The sequence below is a fragment of the Streptomyces sp. NBC_01622 genome (genome assembly GCF_045209635.1).
Lineage (GTDB): Bacteria > Actinomycetota > Actinomycetes > Streptomycetales > Streptomycetaceae > Streptomyces.
In genome coordinates this window covers 2,016,706-2,032,608 of sequence record NZ_CP109293.1, presented here as the reverse complement: position 1 = coordinate 2,032,608, position 15,903 = coordinate 2,016,706, and the positions used below count along the sequence as shown (strand labels likewise).

General features: G+C 69.1%; 14 protein-coding genes. 12 read left to right on the top strand and 2 right to left on the bottom strand.

Annotation, left to right across the window (positions count from 1 at the left end; all coding sequences use genetic code 11):
• Positions 1-8 precede the first annotated feature (8 nt).
• From OH768_RS09405 to OH768_RS09385, 5 genes are read left to right on the top strand one after another with little or no spacing between them, the layout of a single operon-like run.
• Positions 9-1,010, top strand: a complete 1,002-nt coding sequence (locus tag OH768_RS09405; RefSeq protein ID WP_406451946.1) for a GDP-mannose 4,6-dehydratase — start codon at positions 9-11, stop codon at positions 1,008-1,010.
• A gap of 52 nt (positions 1,011-1,062) precedes the next feature.
• Positions 1,063-1,776, top strand: coding sequence for an NDP-sugar synthase (locus OH768_RS09400; RefSeq protein ID WP_405946450.1), 714 nt, complete (start codon positions 1,063-1,065; stop codon positions 1,774-1,776).
• A 7-nt stretch (positions 1,777-1,783) separates the two neighbouring features.
• Positions 1,784-2,683 carry an NAD-dependent epimerase/dehydratase family protein gene (locus OH768_RS09395; RefSeq protein ID WP_406451944.1) on the top strand — a complete coding sequence of 300 codons (900 nt, stop codon included), beginning with the start codon at positions 1,784-1,786 and terminating at the stop codon, positions 2,681-2,683.
• Complete coding sequence (locus tag OH768_RS09390) at positions 2,680-3,342, top strand: spherulation-specific family 4 protein (protein ID WP_406451942.1); 663 nt, start codon at positions 2,680-2,682, stop codon at positions 3,340-3,342. Before OH768_RS09395 ends, OH768_RS09390 begins: the two co-directional genes overlap by 4 nt.
• Positions 3,339-4,115 carry an endo alpha-1,4 polygalactosaminidase gene (locus tag OH768_RS09385; protein WP_406451940.1) on the top strand — a complete coding sequence of 259 codons (777 nt, stop codon included), beginning with the start codon at positions 3,339-3,341 and terminating at the stop codon, positions 4,113-4,115. Before OH768_RS09390 ends, OH768_RS09385 begins: the two co-directional genes overlap by 4 nt.
• A gap of 31 nt (positions 4,116-4,146) precedes the next feature.
• On the opposite strand, the gene OH768_RS09380 is transcribed toward OH768_RS09385, so the two are convergent.
• A complete protein-coding gene (locus OH768_RS09380; protein ID WP_406451938.1) occupies positions 4,147-4,848 on the bottom strand; it encodes a TetR/AcrR family transcriptional regulator in 702 nt (233 codons plus the stop codon).
• Between the two features lie 301 nt (positions 4,849-5,149).
• Here OH768_RS09380 and OH768_RS09375 point away from each other — a divergent pair, with 301 nt between their 5' ends.
• Together OH768_RS09375 and OH768_RS09370 are read left to right on the top strand one after the other, a co-directional pair.
• On the top strand, positions 5,150-5,803 hold the full coding sequence (locus OH768_RS09375; RefSeq protein WP_406451936.1) for a Tat pathway signal sequence domain protein: 654 nt from the start codon (positions 5,150-5,152) through the stop codon (positions 5,801-5,803).
• A 49-nt stretch (positions 5,804-5,852) separates the two neighbouring features.
• Positions 5,853-6,695 carry a dienelactone hydrolase family protein gene (locus OH768_RS09370; protein ID WP_406465204.1) on the top strand — a complete coding sequence of 281 codons (843 nt, stop codon included), beginning with the start codon at positions 5,853-5,855 and terminating at the stop codon, positions 6,693-6,695.
• Positions 6,696-6,767: 72 nt separating this feature from the next.
• On the opposite strand, the gene OH768_RS09365 is transcribed toward OH768_RS09370, so the two are convergent.
• Positions 6,768-9,437, bottom strand: a complete 2,670-nt coding sequence (locus tag OH768_RS09365) for a cellulosome protein (RefSeq protein WP_406451934.1) — start codon at positions 9,435-9,437, stop codon at positions 6,768-6,770.
• A gap of 299 nt (positions 9,438-9,736) precedes the next feature.
• On the opposite strand from OH768_RS09365, the gene OH768_RS09360 reads away from it, so the two are divergent.
• The 5 genes from OH768_RS09360 (at position 9,737) to OH768_RS09340 (ending at position 15,824) form a co-directional block, all read left to right on the top strand.
• Positions 9,737-10,768: a LacI family DNA-binding transcriptional regulator gene (locus tag OH768_RS09360; RefSeq protein ID WP_406451932.1), complete on the top strand. Its 1,032-nt coding sequence runs from the start codon at positions 9,737-9,739 to the stop codon at positions 10,766-10,768.
• Between the two features lie 132 nt (positions 10,769-10,900).
• Positions 10,901-12,148, top strand: a complete 1,248-nt coding sequence (locus OH768_RS09355; protein WP_406451930.1) for an extracellular solute-binding protein — start codon at positions 10,901-10,903, stop codon at positions 12,146-12,148.
• A 20-nt stretch (positions 12,149-12,168) separates the two neighbouring features.
• Positions 12,169-13,140: a carbohydrate ABC transporter permease gene (locus tag OH768_RS09350; RefSeq protein ID WP_406451928.1), complete on the top strand. Its 972-nt coding sequence runs from the start codon at positions 12,169-12,171 to the stop codon at positions 13,138-13,140.
• Entirely contained in the window at positions 13,137-13,976 is an 840-nt protein-coding gene (locus OH768_RS09345; protein ID WP_406451926.1) for a carbohydrate ABC transporter permease, read from the top strand. Before OH768_RS09350 ends, OH768_RS09345 begins: the two co-directional genes overlap by 4 nt.
• A gap of 84 nt (positions 13,977-14,060) precedes the next feature.
• A complete protein-coding gene (locus tag OH768_RS09340; protein WP_406451924.1) occupies positions 14,061-15,824 on the top strand; it encodes an amylo-alpha-1,6-glucosidase in 1,764 nt (587 codons plus the stop codon).
• Positions 15,825-15,903 lie beyond the last annotated feature (79 nt).

The following is a 15,903-nucleotide window of genomic DNA, read 5'->3' as shown; positions in this document are numbered from 1 at the left end:
CAACAGAGTTGACCTCCGCACCACTCGCCGCCGTCACCGGAGCCGAGGGGTTCATTGGCTCCCATCTCACCGAGGCGCTGGTCGCCTCCGGGCACCGGGTACGAGCCATGGCCCAGTACAACTCCTTCTCCTCCTACGGCTGGTTGGAGACCCTGCACCCGGACGTCCTCGACCAGGTGGAGATCGTCCTCGGTGACGTCCGCGACCCGGGCTCGGTCCGCGGTCTCCTCGAAGGCGCCGACACCGCCTACCACTTGGCCGCGCTGATCGCGATCCCGTACTCCTACCAGGCGCCGCACAGTTACGTGGACACCAACGTCACCGGCACCCTCAACGTGCTGGAAGCCGTGCGCGCGTTGGGCACGCCCCGGCTGGTGCACACCTCCACCAGCGAGACCTACGGCACCGCCCAGACGGTGCCGATCACCGAGTATCACCCCATCAACACCCAGTCCCCGTACGCCGCTTCGAAGGCGGGCGGCGACCGGCTGGCCGACAGTTACCACGCGAGCTTCGCGACGCCCGTGGTGACACTGCGGCCCTTCAACACCTTCGGGCCGCGCCAGTCGATGCGGGCCGTCATCCCCACCGTCATCGGCCAAGTGGCTGCCGGGGAACGGACGATCACCCTCGGTGACCTGCGCCCCACCCGGGACTTCACCTACGTCAAGGACACCGCGCGGGCGTTCCTGGCCGTCGGCACCGCACCCGCCGAGCAGGTGGTGGGCCGCACCTTCAACTCCGGTACCGGCGAGGAGATCTCGGTCGGTGACCTGGTCGCGCTGATCGGCAAGGTGATGGACACCGCGCTCGACATGCGCGAGGACACCGTGCGCATCAGGCCCGCCAGTTCGGAGGTGATGCGGCTGGTCGCGGACGCGAGCCGGCTCACCGCCGCGACCGGCTGGCAGCCCGCGCACACCCTGGAGGAAGGGCTTGCGCACACCGTGGAGTTCTTCCGCGACCCGGCCAACCTCGCCCGGTACAAGACCGGCATCTACAACATCTGACCCGTCGGCACCGCCCTCACGAACCCCACCAATCTCACGAAGGAGGAGTCCCATGCATGCGGTGATTCTGGCGGGAGGCAAGGGTGTCCGGCTGCGGCCGTACACCACGGCGCTGCCCAAGCCGCTCGTCCCCATCGGCGACCAGCACGCCATCCTGGAGATCGTGCTGCGCCAGTTGGCAACGGCCGGCTTCACCCATGTCACCATCGCCATCGGCCACTTGGGCGAGATCATCCGCGCCTACGTCGGCTCCGGCTCCGCCTGGGGCATGGACATCGACTACGCCACCGAGGAAAGCCCGTTGGGCACCCTGGGCCCGCTGCTCACCTTGCGCGAGAAGCTGCCGGAGACGTTCCTCGTGATGAACGGCGACGTCCTGACCGACCTCGACTACGCGGACATGCTGCACACGCACGAGGAGTCCGGGGCACCGCTGACCATCGCCACGTACGCCCGCAAGGTGCACATCGACTTCGGGGTGCTGACCACCGACCTGTCGAGGGTGACCGCCTTCACCGAGAAGCCGAGCATCGACTACCGCGTCTCCATGGGCGTCTACGGCGTCTCCCGCGACACCCTGGACGGCTACACACCCGGGCTGCCGCTGGGCTTCGACGAGCTGGTCCTGGACCTGATACGGGATCAGAACCAGCCGCACGCCTACGACTTCGGGGGCTACTGGCTCGACATCGGGCGCCCGGACGACTACGACCGGGCCAACGCCGAGTTCACGTCCCGCAAGTCCCATCTCCTCAAGGGGGCTTGAGCACCCCATGCGCATCCTCGTTCTGGGCGCCACCGGCTATCTCGGAGCCCATGTCGCCGAACGCCTGCGCACCCTGCGGGGTGCGCGGGTCCTCCGGGCCGGCCGCTCACCCGACGCGGACCATCAGGTCGACCTCGCCTCCGTCCGTCCGGAGGAGCTGGCCAAGACCCTGGCCTCGGTCGCGCCCGACGCGGTGGTCAACTGCGTGGGCGCGACCGGCGGCGACGCGGTGACCCTCGCCGAGCTCAACACCCGTGGCCCGGCGGTACTGTGCGCCGCGCTGCGGGACGCGGCCCCGGCGGCCCGGCTGGTACACCTCGGCTCGGCCGCCGAGTACGGGCCGGGCGAGCCGGACAACCCGGTGACGGAGTCCGCGGCGACCCGCCCGGTCGGCCCGTACGGGGCGACCAAACTGGCGGGCACGGCCGTGGTCACCTCGTCCGGCCTCGACTCGGTGGTGCTGCGGGTCGGCAACCCGGTGGGTCCCGGAGCGCCGACCGCCGGTCTGCCGGGCCGTATCACCGCGCTGTTGCGGCAGGCCGGCCGCGGCCCCGACGCGGTACTACGGCTCGGCGACCTCTCCGCCCACCGCGACTTCGTGGACGTACGCGATGTGGCGTGGGCGGTCGAATTCGCGGTCACCGCACCCAAACCGCTGTTACCGGTGCTGAACATCGGCTCCGGCCGGGCCGTCCCGGTGCGCGAACTCGTGCACGGCCTGGCGGAGTTGGCCGGTTTCCGGGGCCGTATCGAAGGGAACGCGGGGAGCGGTAGCTCGGTCCGCTCGGGAGAGGTGTCGTGGCAGTGTTCCGCGATCGGCGCCGCTGAGGAGGCGCTGGGCTGGCGCCCCCTCCACACCCTCGACGAGGCGCTCGCCGCCCTGTGGGAAGCCGACGGCTCACCGTGAGCCTGCTTGTTCCGCTGTATGTGCACCCCGCCGAAGACCCGGGTGCCTGGCACCGGTTGATCCAGGCGGCCGGGCGCACGTACGGCGTGATCCTCAACCCCGCGAACGGGCCCGGCGAGCGGCCCGACCCCGCGTTCACCGCGGCGGCCGCGGCGCTCAGGGGGGCAGGCGCGCGGCTGCTCGGCTACGTCGACACCGACTACGGGCTGCGCGCACAGGCCGAGGTCGCGGTGGACCTGCGCCGGCACCAGGAGTGGTACGGGGTCGACGGCTGCTTCCTCGACCGGGTGACGGCGACGCGGCACGCGCTGCCCCGCTGCCGACGGCTGGTGCGAACGCTGCGCAAACTGGGCGCGGGGACGGTGGTCCTCAACCCCGGGATGTATCCCGCGCGCGGCTACGCCCGGCTGGCCGACCTGACCGTCACCTTCGAGGGTCACTGGTCGACGTATGTCTCGGTGTTCAGCCGCCCCTCATGGGCCATGCGCCTGCCGCCCGAGCGACTGTGCCATCTCGTCTACGGCGTCCCCGAGGTGCTGGTGCCGCTCGCGGTGCGCACCGCGCGTGAGCGGGGCGCCGGGGTCAGCGGCCCTGTGACCGGCGAACTACCCAACCCCTGGGCCGAGTTGACGCCCGCACTGACCGGAACGGATCGATGAAGCACACGGCACGAGCGATTCTGCTGGCGCTGACCCTGGCACTGGCGGGCTGTTCCGGCGCGGAGCCGGAAGGGAACCGCTGGCAGCCCCAACCCGGGCTGGCCTGGCAGTGGCAGCTCGACAGCAGGGTGGACCCGTCGGTGGACGTGCCCGTCTACGACATCGACGGCTTCGAGAACACGGCGGCGGACGTGGCCCGGCTGCACCGCGACGGCCGCAAGGTCATCTGTTACGTCAACGTCGGCGCGTGGGAGAACTTCCGGCCCGACAAGGCCGCCTTCCCCCGCTCTGTGCTCGGCAAGGAGAACGGCTGGGCGGGCGAACGCTGGCTGGACATCCGCGAGTTGTCCGTACTTCGGCCGATCATGGAGCGGCGGTTCGACATGTGCCGCGACAAGGGCTTCGACGCGGTGGAACCGGACCTGGTGGAGGGCTACAACAACGACACCGGTTTCCCGCTCACCGCCGCCGACCAGCTCCGCTACAACCGGATGATCGCGTCGATCGCGCACGAACTCGGCCTGTCCGTAGGCCTGAAGAACGACCTCCCGCAGATCCACCAGCTCCTGCCCGACTTCGACTTCGCGGTCAACGAGGAGTGCGCCCAGTACCACGAGTGTGCTGACCTCATCCCGTTCATCGCAGCCGACAAGGCGGTGTTCCATGTCGAGTACGCCGTGCCGACGGGCCGTTTCTGCGCCGAGTCGCGGCGGCTGAAACTGTCGTCGATGCAGAAGAAACTGGAGCTCGGGGTGTGGCGCAAGCCGTGCTGAAGCGGGTGCGAAAGCGAACAGGTTCCTCGGATCAGGCGTCCGGGGTCAGGCGGGCGGCGGCGCGTTCCGGGCCGAGGAACGGGGCCAGCACGGAGTAGGTCAGGCCGGGCAGCAGGCCCGGCAACTCTGTGGTCCGGTCGGCGGCGATCCGGCGGTAGATCGCGGAGTACACCCCGCCGACCACCGTGTCGATCAACTCCTCGGTGGGGATGGGGAGTTCTGTCTTCGGTAGGTCGGTGAAGAAGTCCCGGAAGCGGGTCAGGAGCGCCTCGCGCGCCTCCCATCCGGCGGGGCCGACCGCATCGATCTCCACGATGGCCATGACTGCGAACGCGGGCGCGTCGGCGAGTATGCCGAGCAGCGCGCCGAGCCCGGCACGCACCGCGCTCGGCCAGTCCGGGGCCTTGGCGTGGGCCTCCTCCATGGCGCCGATGACCATGGTCGTGCCGTACCGGTGCGCGGCGAGGAAGGCGTCCTCCTTGCCCTTGAAGAGGTCGTAGAAGACCGGCCTGGTGACGCCCGCGGCCTGGCAGATGTCGCTGACCCGGGTGTGTGCGTAGCCGACCTGGGCGACGGTGCGCACGAAGCCGTCGAGCAGCCGGTCGCGCTGGTTGGCGGCGACCACCTCGGGGGAGGTGCGGCGGGGCCCTCGCCGCAGCGAGCGCTCCGGGTCGCGTGCCATGCGGGTACCGGGCAGCACGAGCGGGGGCGGCACCGACGGGCCTGTCGCCATTCCACGTCCTTCCTCGCGAACTTCCGCGCATTGTATTGACTTGAATACCCGTCAGGTTTACAACTCTCACAGGTTTTCTTCTTGCGCGGACCTGCGGCGGGACGCCGCCGGAGCCGTCAGTGTCACGCACCCGCAAGGCCGCCAACAAGTGCCTTCGCGTCCCCGACGTCAGGTCGGGGACGCGCACCGGTCCGGTGGTTCCCGCAGTCGGGGAACCGCCCTGCGCGGATCGCAGCCTTCACCCCCGAGCCGGGGGCAGCGACCCGTCCTCGCCACCCACTTCCATGTCTGAGGACCCCGCATGCGCAGATACACCGCTTCCGCCCTCGCCGCCCTGGCGGCCCTGGCCTTCCTCCCCGCCACCACTGCCGCGGCGGACAGCGCCGTGCTCACCTACGGCAGCGCCGCCGGCACCGCCGTCTCCGTCGGCGACGTACTCACCGCCTCGCTGGCGAGCGGCACCAATGCCACCCTCGCCACCAGCAGCGGCGGCACATCCGGCATCACCTGCACCGGTTCGACGCTCTCCGCCACGGTGACGGACAACCCCGCCGCCCCGGGCACCGCCACCGAGTCCGCGACCGCCCAGACCTTCAGCGGCTGCACGAGCAACGTCCTCGGCGTCACCGGGGTGCGGAGCATCACCGTCAACAACCTGCCCTACAGCACCGCCGCCTCCTCCGACGGCACCGTCACAGTGACCCCGGCCTCGGGCAGCACGATCCAGACCACGGTGGTGCTCTCCACCCTGCTGGGCTCCATCACCTGCGTCTACCGGGCGCCCAGCCTCTCCGCGGTGAGTTCCAACAGCGCCACCAGCCTGGCCTTCACCAACCAGGCGTTCACCAAGTTCTCCGGCTCGGTGCTGTGCGCGGGCAACGGCTACTTCACGGCCACCTACGCCCCCGTGGTCGACAGCAGTGTCAGCGGCGCCCCCGCCATCTACGTCAACTGACAGCGCGTCCGGGAGGACTTCCGTGAAACTGCTCCGCCCCCGAGCGCTCATGGCGATCCTCGCGATCGTCGCCTCGATCGCCCTCGCCTTCATCGCCCCCGCCCAGGCCGCAGCCGGCAACCCCTACCAGCGCGGCCCGGCCCCGACACAGGCCAGCGTCACCGCCGAGACCGGGCCGTTCACCGTCGCCTCGGTCGTCGTCCCGTCGGGCAGCGGCTCGGGCTTCAACAACGGCACCATCTATTTCCCCACCGACACCAGCCAGGGCACCTTCGGCGCCGTCGTCATCATGCCGGGCTTCGTCGCCCCGCAGGCGGAGATCGCCTGGTACGGGCCCCGGCTCGCCTCCCAGGGCTTCGTGGTGATGACCCTGGACAGCAACGCGCTGTGGGACTTCCCGACCGACCGCAGCAACCAACAGCTCGCCGCGCTCAGCTACTTGACGACCAAGAGCGCGGTGAAGAACGAGATCGACCCCACCCGGACAGCCGTGATGGGCTGGTCGATGGGCGGCGGCGGCACGCTGGAGAGCGCGGCGAGCACCCCCTCGCTCAAGGCGGCCATCGCGCTGGCGCCCTGGGACATCGTCAACGTCGGCGACCAGATCACCGTGCCCACCATGATCTTCGGCGCCGACGGGGACACCGTCGCCCCGGTCGACACCTTCACCCTGCCCGCCTACAACGCCCTGACGAACGACCACGACAAGGCGTTCATCGAGCTCAGGAACGCCGACCACTTCACCTTCGCCAGCCCGAACACCACGGTCGCCGAGTACAGCATCGTCTGGCTCAAACGCTTCGTCGACAACGACACCCGCTACGACCAGTTCATCTGCCCAACTCCCAACGACGCCAACACCGTGGCCTTCATGAACACCTGCCCGATGTAACCCCGCAGGGAGCGCGGCAGGCACGGGCCCCGACGGCTACCCGTGCCTGCCGCGCCCGCATGTCTCCAGCGATTACCTCTCCGACAGAGGGGTGACCGCGATTTGGTCGATCACCGGTGCGTACGGGGACCGTTGGTCGTACGGGTTGTAGGTGTCGCCGTCGAAGTCGGGCAACTCTTCGGCTGTGAAGGTGAGTTGATTGGTTCCCTTCTTCAGCGTCACCGGGACGGTCAACTCCCGGAAGGCGTTGAAGTGGAAGGTGGTCGGGAACAGCACCCGCTTCGCCGGTCCGCCGTTGACTGAGAGGTCGGCGTGGCGGGTGATCGGATCGGGGTTGTAGTGCGTGGCCGGTGCCTGCTCGGCGTTGGAGTAGCGGATGGTTACCGCGTGCCGTCCGGCCCGCTTGGCGAAGACGTCGACGGTGAGGGCGTTGGCCTTGCCGTCTCCGATACCGGTGACCGCCTTGCCGCCGTCGGCGAAGGTGTACGCGTCGGTGACCTTGGCGGCCCCGCTCGGCGTGCCGTCCTCGGCCTGGTACACCTTCGTCGCCGACGAGCCGCCGGCGGGTGAGACCCGCAGCCGGTCCAGTACGAGGCCGTGGGAGGCGCCGGTGACGGTGACCTTGTTGATACCACCGGACAGGAACGCCCGCACCACGTCGGTGCCCTTCTTTCCGTGGCCTGCCGCAACACCCAGCTTCTCGCCGTTGACGGACAACTCCGCCCGGCCGCCACCTAGTTGGTCGAGTGAGAGGGTCGCCTCACTGTCGGTGGGGGAGTAGACCCAGAAGGTCGCGGACGCGCCCTTGGACAGCGGTACGGCGCCCGGTCCGGAGGCGCCCCGGTACGTGTACTGCGGCCGGGTTCCGGTGAGAGTGGCGTACTCGGCCTCGTAGATCGCGGGGTCGGTCACGTTCTTGTCGCGCAGGGACAGGTCGATCTTGTCGATGATCGCGTCGCCCTTGGTGACGCCCAGGTCCGCGTCCTGCGCCGCCAGCGTGATCCGGTGCCGGCCGGCGGTCAGCTGCACGGTCGTGTCGGTGTGTCCCCAGACCACCCACTTGTAGCCAAGCGGCAGGAGCAGCTCCTGCGGGTCCGCGCCGTCGACACGGAGGAAGACGTTGGTGGGGCCCTGCTCCTGCACCAGGCCGTACAGGTTGTAGGAGTTGGCGAAGACGCTGAGGTCGTACGTGCCGTCCTTCGGGACGTCGACGTCGAAGGCCAGTACACCGTCGGAACCGGTACGCAGACCGCCCACGTTGTAGGTGCCGGAGGTTGCGAACCCGCCCACGTTCGAGGGTGTGCCCTCGGGCCCGTTCTTGGAGTAACCCTTGCCGGTGTAGGTGGCGTTCTCCGCCTCGTACGTCCCCCGCCAACTGACCGAAGGTTGAGCCGATGTCCCGCCGTGGCCGCCGGGGGAGAGGATGACCTGGTAGGCGGACATCTCGTTCATGCCGGTCATCGGCAGGGTCACCGAGCCGTCCTCGCTCACGGCGACCTCCTGGTCCGCGAGCCGCAGCGGCTGCGCAGAGTCGCCGATCTGCCCGGTCCACGGGATCTCCTGCACGGTGGCGTGCACCGTCCTGCCGAACAGCTCGGGGTCGATGTTCTTGAGGACGACGTCCGCGTCTCCGCTCTTGCCACCGAACAGCACCCGGGACTGCTTCTTCTTCGGGTCGACCGTCGCCACGCCCTGGAGGGTGTACTGCTGATTGGGGTGCGGGGCGGTCACCTGCACGGTGTGCCCGGACATCTGGCCGTAGGCGTTGAACAGCCACCACTGGCCGTTGCCCCGGTTGGCGTCGACGGCAGAGTCGTTGAGGTTGCCGTCGATGTTCCAGTAGGCCAGGTCGGCGTCGATCTTGGACTCCTCGATGGCGGAGACCCACTGGACGACCTGGCCGGGCACGGAGAGGTGGTAGTTGTGGCCGTACTCGTTGACGTTGATCGGCAGTGGGCCGATCCCCGCGTCCTTCTCCCACTGCCGGTACTTGGTCACGTTCGTACGGACCGCGGCAGGCGACGACAACTCGTGCCAGGTCATCACGTCCGGGACGACGTCGTTGGCCTTGGCGTACTGCAGGAAGCCCTTGACCTGGTCGTAGAGGACGGAGGTGTTCGGGCCCGCGATCCGGGCGTCCGGGTCCTCGTCCTTGATGAGGTGGTAGACCTCTTTCCAGGCCGCGAAGAAGTACTGCGGGTCGTTGAGCCAGGACACGTTGTTGTAGCTCCACGCGCCCGAGCCGAACATGTTCCCCTCGGGCTCGTTGAAGGGGACGTAGACGACGTGGTCCTTGTAGTCGCCCATCGTCTTGACCTGGTCGACCTGCTTCTTGATCTTCGCCTTGAAGTCCGCGAGCCGCTCGGGGCCGGTCGTGCCCGGCCACTGGTACGGGAACCCGCGGTAGATGTCGGTCATGTAGATGTAGACGTCCTTGCCGCCCGAGTCGACGAACGGCGGTAGGACCTCCAGTGCGTCCGCCCCGGGGTGCTGGGGGCCGTCCTGCGCTTTGGTGGACACGGTCTGCAGGTGCATGCCCTCGATGAGGTTGCGGCTGGGTGCTCCGTCGCCGTAGATCCCGTACAGGGAGCCGGCGGCGCCGCCATGGAAGGCGCCGGTGTCGGCGGCCGTATCGATGACGAGTCGTTCCGTGTCCGCCGCGTGAGCGGTGCCGACGGAAGGGGCGGCGAGCAGGGTGGCGAGGATGGCCGCCACCGCGGCGCCGGCTCTCGTCGTTCTCATTCGTCTTCGTCGCACTGTGGTCTCCGTGGTTTCCATGCGGGTGCGGACACCGGACGAGCGTTGTCGAACCGGTTCGATAGTGCTGGGCCGGGAAGCTAGCACCGCGGAAATCCGGCGGCAATACCTCTGGCGCAGGGAGTCGTGTCAGCTCACCCCTGGATTCCAGGGGAGTTACGAGAGGTGTGGTGAGAGGTGTTGACAGCCGCCGGGGTTGTTCCTACCTTCACTTCACGCGAACCGGTTCGATGACCGGTGGTCGCGCTCTAGCAACATCGAACCGGTTCGACCTAGGAGTGCCCGTGAACATCGGTGAGATCGCCCGGCGAGCCGGTGTCTCGCGGAGCACTGTGTCCGTCGCGCTGAGCGGTAAGCGCCCGGTGTCGGAGGAGACCCGCCGGAAGATCCAGCGCGTCATCGACGAGCTGGGCTACCGGCCCAACGCCAGCGCCCGCGCCCTGGCCAACGGCCGGACCAACACGATCGGCCTGGTCTTCCCGCCGGCAGGCAACCACTACACCGGGATGCAACTCGACTTCATCGGCAGCGTGGTGGAGGCGGCCGCCGCCCACGACTACGACGTACTGCTGTCTCCCAGCGGTGTCGACAGCGACCGTTCGTTCCAGCGGATGCTGGGGGAGCGGCGGGTCGACGGCGCGATCCTGATGGAGATCAGACTGGAGGACGACCGGGTCGATCACCTGGCCGCCCTCGGCTTCCCCTCCGTCGCCATCGGCCGGACCGCGCACCCCGAGGGCACCTGGTGGGTCGGCCTGGACCACACCGCGCTGGCGGCGGCGTGCGTCCATCACCTCGCGGATCTCGGCCACCGCAGGGTCGCCTTCGTCAACCGGCCCGAGCAACTGCTGCGGGCCGGATACGAGTCCGCCCACCGCGGGCTCGACGGCTTCACCAAGGCCGCGGCCGAACGCGGGCTCACCGTCCGGACGTACTGCTGCGGGGACGACGCCGCGTCCGGCCAGGCGTGTCTGGAACAGATCCTGCACGACGACCCGGCCACCACGGCCCTGGTCACCCTCAACGAGGCCGCGCTCGGCGGCCTGTACCGCGGACTGGCCCAGGCCGGCCGTCATGTACCGCGCGACTTCTCCGTCGCCGGAGTTGTGGCAGCCAGGTGGGCGGAGACGGTGACCCCGCAGCTCACCGCGGCGGACGTACCGGCGGAGGAGATGGGCCGACACGCCGTCGATCTCCTCGTCGAGCGGATCGACCAGCCCGACGCGCCGCCCCGGCACCACCTGCTCGCACCGCCGATCTCGCTCCGTGCCAGCACGGGGCCCGGCACCGGTACGCCGTCCACCGAGGCGCGCTGACCTCGACCCCCGACACCACCTTCTGATCGCGGTCCACGGGCGTACCCCCCTCACCGTGGCTGTTCGGCATGCCCGCTTCCCCCCTCGTCACCCGCCCTCGGCACAGCCGTGCCAAAAACGAAGGAACGCGCAATGCACAGCTCCCTCAGACGACTTCGCCTCGCCGCCGCGACCGTGACGGTCCTCGCCGTCGCCGGCACCGCCACCGCCTGTTCCTCCGGTTCGGGCAGCACCGGCACCAAGGCGGCGGACAGCGGGACCTACACGATCTCGGACCCGTACCCGCAGTTCGACAAGAGCTCCGCGTGGGCGAAGCTGCTCGACACCTGCGGCGCCAAGGCCGGAGTGAAGATCAAGCGGACCGCGTTCGACACCAGCGACCTGGCGAACAAGGCACTGCTGGCCGCCCAGCAGGACAACTCCGCCGACGTCCTCATCGTCGACAACCCGGTGGTTTCGACCCTGGCCGAGGCCGGCGTCCTCACCACCACCGAGGACAACAAGCTGGACACCTCGAAGGTGAACCCCAACCTCCTCGCCGCCGGACAGACGGGCGGCAAGACCTACGGCACGCCGATCGGCGCCAACACCCTCGCCCTCTACTACAACAAGGCGGTGCTGAAGCAGGCCGGCGTGGACATCGCCTCGGTCAAGGACTGGAAGTCGCTGACCGCCGCGCTCGCGAAGGTCAAGAAGGCCGGCAAGAAGGGCATCACGTTCTCCGCGATCGGCACGGAGGAGGGTACCTTCCAGTTCCTGCCCTGGTTCTGGGGCTCGGGTGCCGAGCTGACAGCGCTCGACTCCGACAAGGCGGTCTCCGCGCTGACGCTGTGGAAGGACTGGCTGAAGGACGGCTACGCCCCGAACTCGGTCCTCAACAACACCCAGACGACCAGTTGGCAGGAGTTCGCGACCGGCGACTACGCGTTCAGCGAGAACGGCACCTGGCAGCTCGCCAACGCCAAGAAGGCCGGCTTCGAGTACGGGGTCGTTCCCGTTCCGGCCGCCGACGGCGGCAACGCGGCGGCCCCGACCGGCGGCGAGTTCGTCACCATCCCGGTCCAGGGCAAGACCGACCGCTACGCGACATCACAGAAGATCGTGACCTGCCTGACCAGCACCGACAACCTCCTCAACACCGACACCACACTGTCCTACGTCGCTCCCACCACCGAGGTCCAGGACAAACAGGTCGCCGCGAACGCCGAGTTGAAGCCCTGGGTCGACGCGGTCAAGGCGGCCAAGGGACGCACCAGCGACGACCTGGGCACCAAGTACCCGAAGATCTCGGAGCAGTTGTGGAAGGCGGTCCAGTCCGCGCTCAGCGGTTCGAAGTCGCCGAAGGACGCGCTGTCCGCCGCCCAGTCGGCCGTCAAGTAACCAGAGACCAGGGCCAGTTGATGAGCCACATGACCCAAGTGCCACACCGACGGCCCGTGCGCCACCACAGCGGTGCGGCCCCCACCGCACCGCCCCGGGCACGGCGCCGCCCCACCTCCCAGCAGTGGGCCGCCTGGGGCTTCCTCACCCCGGTGACCCTCTACCTCGTCCTTTTCTACGCCTATCCCCTCTACCGCAACATCGACCTGAGCCTGCGCAACTACACGGTCCGGTCCTTCGTCCAGGGCGACGCACCCTTCACGGGCTTCGCCAACTACCGCACGGTCCTGGACGATCCGACCTTCGCCCCGGCCCTGCTCCACACCGTGGTCTTCACCACCGTGTGTCTGGTCTTCCAATACGCCATCGGCCTGGCCCTCGCGGTCTTCTTCAACCAGCGCTTCCGGCTCTCCGCGACCCTGCGGGCCCTCTTCCTGGTGCCGTGGCTGCTCCCGCTGATCGTGTCGGCGTCCACCTGGTCGTGGATGCTCAACAGCGACTCCGGTGTCGTCAACGCCGTCCTGCACGCCGTCGGCATCGGACCGGTCAACTGGCTGACCGCACCGGGCTGGTCCCTCGCCTCGGTGATCATCGCGAACATCTGGATCGGCGTCCCGTTCAACCTGGTGGTCCTCCACAGCGGCCTCCAGTCCATCCCCGCGAGCCTCTACGAGGCCGCCGCCCTCGACGGGGCGAACGCCTGGCAACGGTTCTGGCGGATCACTTTCCCGCTGCTGCGCCCGGTGTCCGCGATCACCCTCCTCCTCGGCCTCGTCTACACACTCAAGGTCTTCGACATCATCTGGATCATGACCAAGGGCGGCCCGGCCGACTCCTCCACCACCTTCGCCACCTGGTCCTACCAGCTCGGCTTCGGCAACCTCCTGCCGGCCTTCGGCCCGGGAGCGGCCGTAGGAAACCTGCTGGTGGTCGCCGCCCTGGTGTTCGGCCTGGTCTACGTCCGGGTCCAGCGGAAGCAGGCACTGTCATGAGCGGCACTGTCATCAACCGACGCGCCAACCGCACTTGGTGGCAGACGGCCATCGGCGTCCTGTTCACCGCGGTGATGCTCTTCCCGGTCTACTGGATGCTCAACGTGTCCTTCACCCGCGACCAGGACATGCGAAAGAGCCCACCGGACCTGATCCCCCTGCACGGCACGCTGGCGGGCTACCGAGCCGTCCTGGACCAGCAGTTGCCCTACCTCGGCACCAGCCTCGTCATCGGTCTGGGCACGGTCGTACTGACAGTCGCCCTGGCCGCACCGGCCGGCTACGCCCTGGCCAAGCTCCGCCCCCGTGGCGGCGCCGTGCTCAGTTTCCTCTTCCTGGTCGCCCAGATGATCCCCGGCATCATCATGGCGATGGGCTTCTACGCCATCTACCTCAGCCTCGGCCTGCTCCAGTCGGTCCCCGGCCTGATCGTCGCGGACTCCACGCTGGCCGTGCCGTTCGCCGTGCTGATCTTCACCGCGTTCATGTCCGGCATCCCCGGCGAACTGCTCCAGGCCGCACAGATGGACGGCGCCGGCCCGATGCGCGCCTTCCGGTCGATCGTGCTGCCCATGAGCCGCAACTCCATCGTCACGGTGTCCCTGTTCGCGTTCTTGTGGTCCTGGTCCGACTTCGTCTTCGCCAGCACCCTCGCCAACGGCGGCACGCACGAGCCGATCACCCTCGGCATTTACCACTACATCGGCAACAACAACCAACAGTGGAACGCCATCATGGCCACCGCCGTCGTGGCCTCACTGCCCGCCACGGTGATCCTCGTCCTCGCCCAGCGCTACGTCGCCGCCGGCGTGACCGCCGGCGCCGTCAAGGACTGACGTCCCCTGATTCCCGCTCGCCCGTGTGCCGATCACCCCTGCCCACGTGCCGATCACCCCTGCTCCAGAAACGAGTCACGCTGCATGACCGCCGCCCCGTCCGGCCCGGCCTTCTCCGTCCACGACATTCCGTTCAGTACTTGCGGGTCATGGTTCGGCATGTCACCCGTGGTGGCGGAGAAGACGTACGCCGAAGACCTGCACCTCGTCTCGCACCAGAACGGCATGCACGCCGTGCTGCGTCTGGTACCGCTCGACACGACCACCGGCGACCGCGCCGACACCGGGCCGCACGCGACACCGAGCCTGCTCAGCTGGGTCGGTGCTGATGGCCGCGTCGATCTCGCCTACGAGTCGCCGGACACCGTACGGCTGCGCGGTGACGGGCTGGGCCTGCACATCAGCGCGGCGGCGGCCACGCTGACCCCGTTCAGTGGCACCTACTTCTACCCCGAACCCGGCACCGGGGCCTATGTGTTCACCTCGTACGAGACCGGGCGGCGCTACCGCGTCACCGTGCTGTCCGGGACCGTGACCGAGGCTTCCGGGACACAGAGCCTGGGCAGCGCCGCGCGAGGTGTCACGATCGGCGCCGAGGCCGGCGCGGTCTGGGAGGTCGCGGTCGAGGAGTATGAGACCGCGCGCCGCCCGTACACGTCCTCGGCGTCCTTCGGCCAGGTCGTGGACGCCGCGCACGGCGCCTTCGCCTCTTTCGTCGACACCGTCGCACCGTGGCGCTCGTCCAGGACGTCTGCCGCGGAACTCGCCGCCTACGTGCTGTGGTCGGCGACCGTCCGGCCGCGCGGCTTCGTCACCCGGCCCGCTGTGCTGATGTCGAAGCACTGGATGGACAAGGTGTGGAGCTGGGACCACTGCTTCAACGCCCTTGCCCTGGCGCCCGGTTCGCCCAGGCTCGCCCTGGACCAGTTTTCGCTGCCCTTCGACCACCAGGACGAGACCGGCGCGCTGCCCGACTCGGTGACCCACTCGGAGATCCTCTACAACTTCGTGAAGCCCCCCATCCACGGCTGGGCCCTGCGCCACCTGCGCAGACGACTGCAAGAGCCGCTCGGCGAGGCCGAGTTGACCGAGGTCTACGACCGGCTGGCCCGCTGGACGGACTTCTGGCTCACCATGCGGCGCGCACCCGGAGCCGCCCTCCCGCACTACCAGCACGGCAACGACAGCGGCTGGGACAACGCCACCACCTTCGACCCCGAGCGTGTGATCGTCAGTGCCGACCTGGCCGCCTTCCTCATCCTGCAACTGCGCGAACTCGCCGTACTGGCAGCTGAGTTGGGGCTGCTCGACGACACGCACAGGTGGACCCGGACAGCCGACGCGACGCAGGCTGCACTGCTCGACGAGCTGTGGACCGGCGACCGGTTCGTCGCCCGCTCGGCACACAGCGGGGCCACCTGGACCAGCTCCAGCCTGCTCGACCTGATGCCCGTGGTGCTCGGCGAGCACCTGCCCGAGCACATCGGCGACGCGCTGGCCGAACGCATCGAGGCCCACCTCACCGCGCACGGCCTCGCCACCGAACTGCCCACCTCACCGCACTACTTGGACGACGGCTACTGGCGCGGCCCCATCTGGGCCCCGTCCACCGTCCTGATCGAGGACGGCCTGCGCCGCGCCGGGCACGACCGTCTCGCGGACCAGATCAGCGCCCGCTTCCGGGCGTTGTGCGAGACCTCGGGCTTCGCGGAGAACTTCGACGCCCTCACCGGCGCGGGCCTGCGCGACCGCGCCTACACCTGGACCGCCAGCAGTTACCTGCTCCTCGCCGAGGCCCACGAGCTGAGGCGCGCCGAGGCCGCGGAGGCCGCGGAGGCCGTCGGCTGACAGACCCCCTGGGCGAGCCGCGCCCAGGAAGCACCCCTTTCGGGAGACCCGCACATGCGCATACCTCGATTCCTTTCCC

What these genes read in the sequence shown, in the direction of transcription:
- OH768_RS09380 (WP_406451938.1), bottom strand. Translation starts at nt 4,848, where the DNA reads ATGGCGACAGGCCCGTCGGTGCCGCCCCCGCTCGTGCTGCCCGGTACC.
- OH768_RS09375 (WP_406451936.1), top strand. Translation starts at nt 5,150, where the DNA reads ATGCGCAGATACACCGCTTCCGCCCTCGCCGCCCTGGCGGCCCTGGCC.
- OH768_RS09350 (WP_406451928.1), top strand. Translation starts at nt 12,169, where the DNA reads ATGAGCCACATGACCCAAGTGCCACACCGACGGCCCGTGCGCCACCAC.
- OH768_RS09395 (WP_406451944.1), top strand. Translation starts at nt 1,784, where the DNA reads ATGCGCATCCTCGTTCTGGGCGCCACCGGCTATCTCGGAGCCCATGTC.
- OH768_RS09365 (WP_406451934.1), bottom strand. Translation starts at nt 9,437, where the DNA reads ATGAGAACGACGAGAGCCGGCGCCGCGGTGGCGGCCATCCTCGCCACC.
- OH768_RS09355 (WP_406451930.1), top strand. Translation starts at nt 10,901, where the DNA reads ATGCACAGCTCCCTCAGACGACTTCGCCTCGCCGCCGCGACCGTGACG.
- OH768_RS09340 (WP_406451924.1), top strand. Translation starts at nt 14,061, where the DNA reads ATGACCGCCGCCCCGTCCGGCCCGGCCTTCTCCGTCCACGACATTCCG.
- OH768_RS09370 (WP_406465204.1), top strand. Translation starts at nt 5,853, where the DNA reads ATGGCGATCCTCGCGATCGTCGCCTCGATCGCCCTCGCCTTCATCGCC.
- OH768_RS09385 (WP_406451940.1), top strand. Translation starts at nt 3,339, where the DNA reads ATGAAGCACACGGCACGAGCGATTCTGCTGGCGCTGACCCTGGCACTG.
- OH768_RS09345 (WP_406451926.1), top strand. Translation starts at nt 13,137, where the DNA reads ATGAGCGGCACTGTCATCAACCGACGCGCCAACCGCACTTGGTGGCAG.
- OH768_RS09400 (WP_405946450.1), top strand. Translation starts at nt 1,063, where the DNA reads ATGCATGCGGTGATTCTGGCGGGAGGCAAGGGTGTCCGGCTGCGGCCG.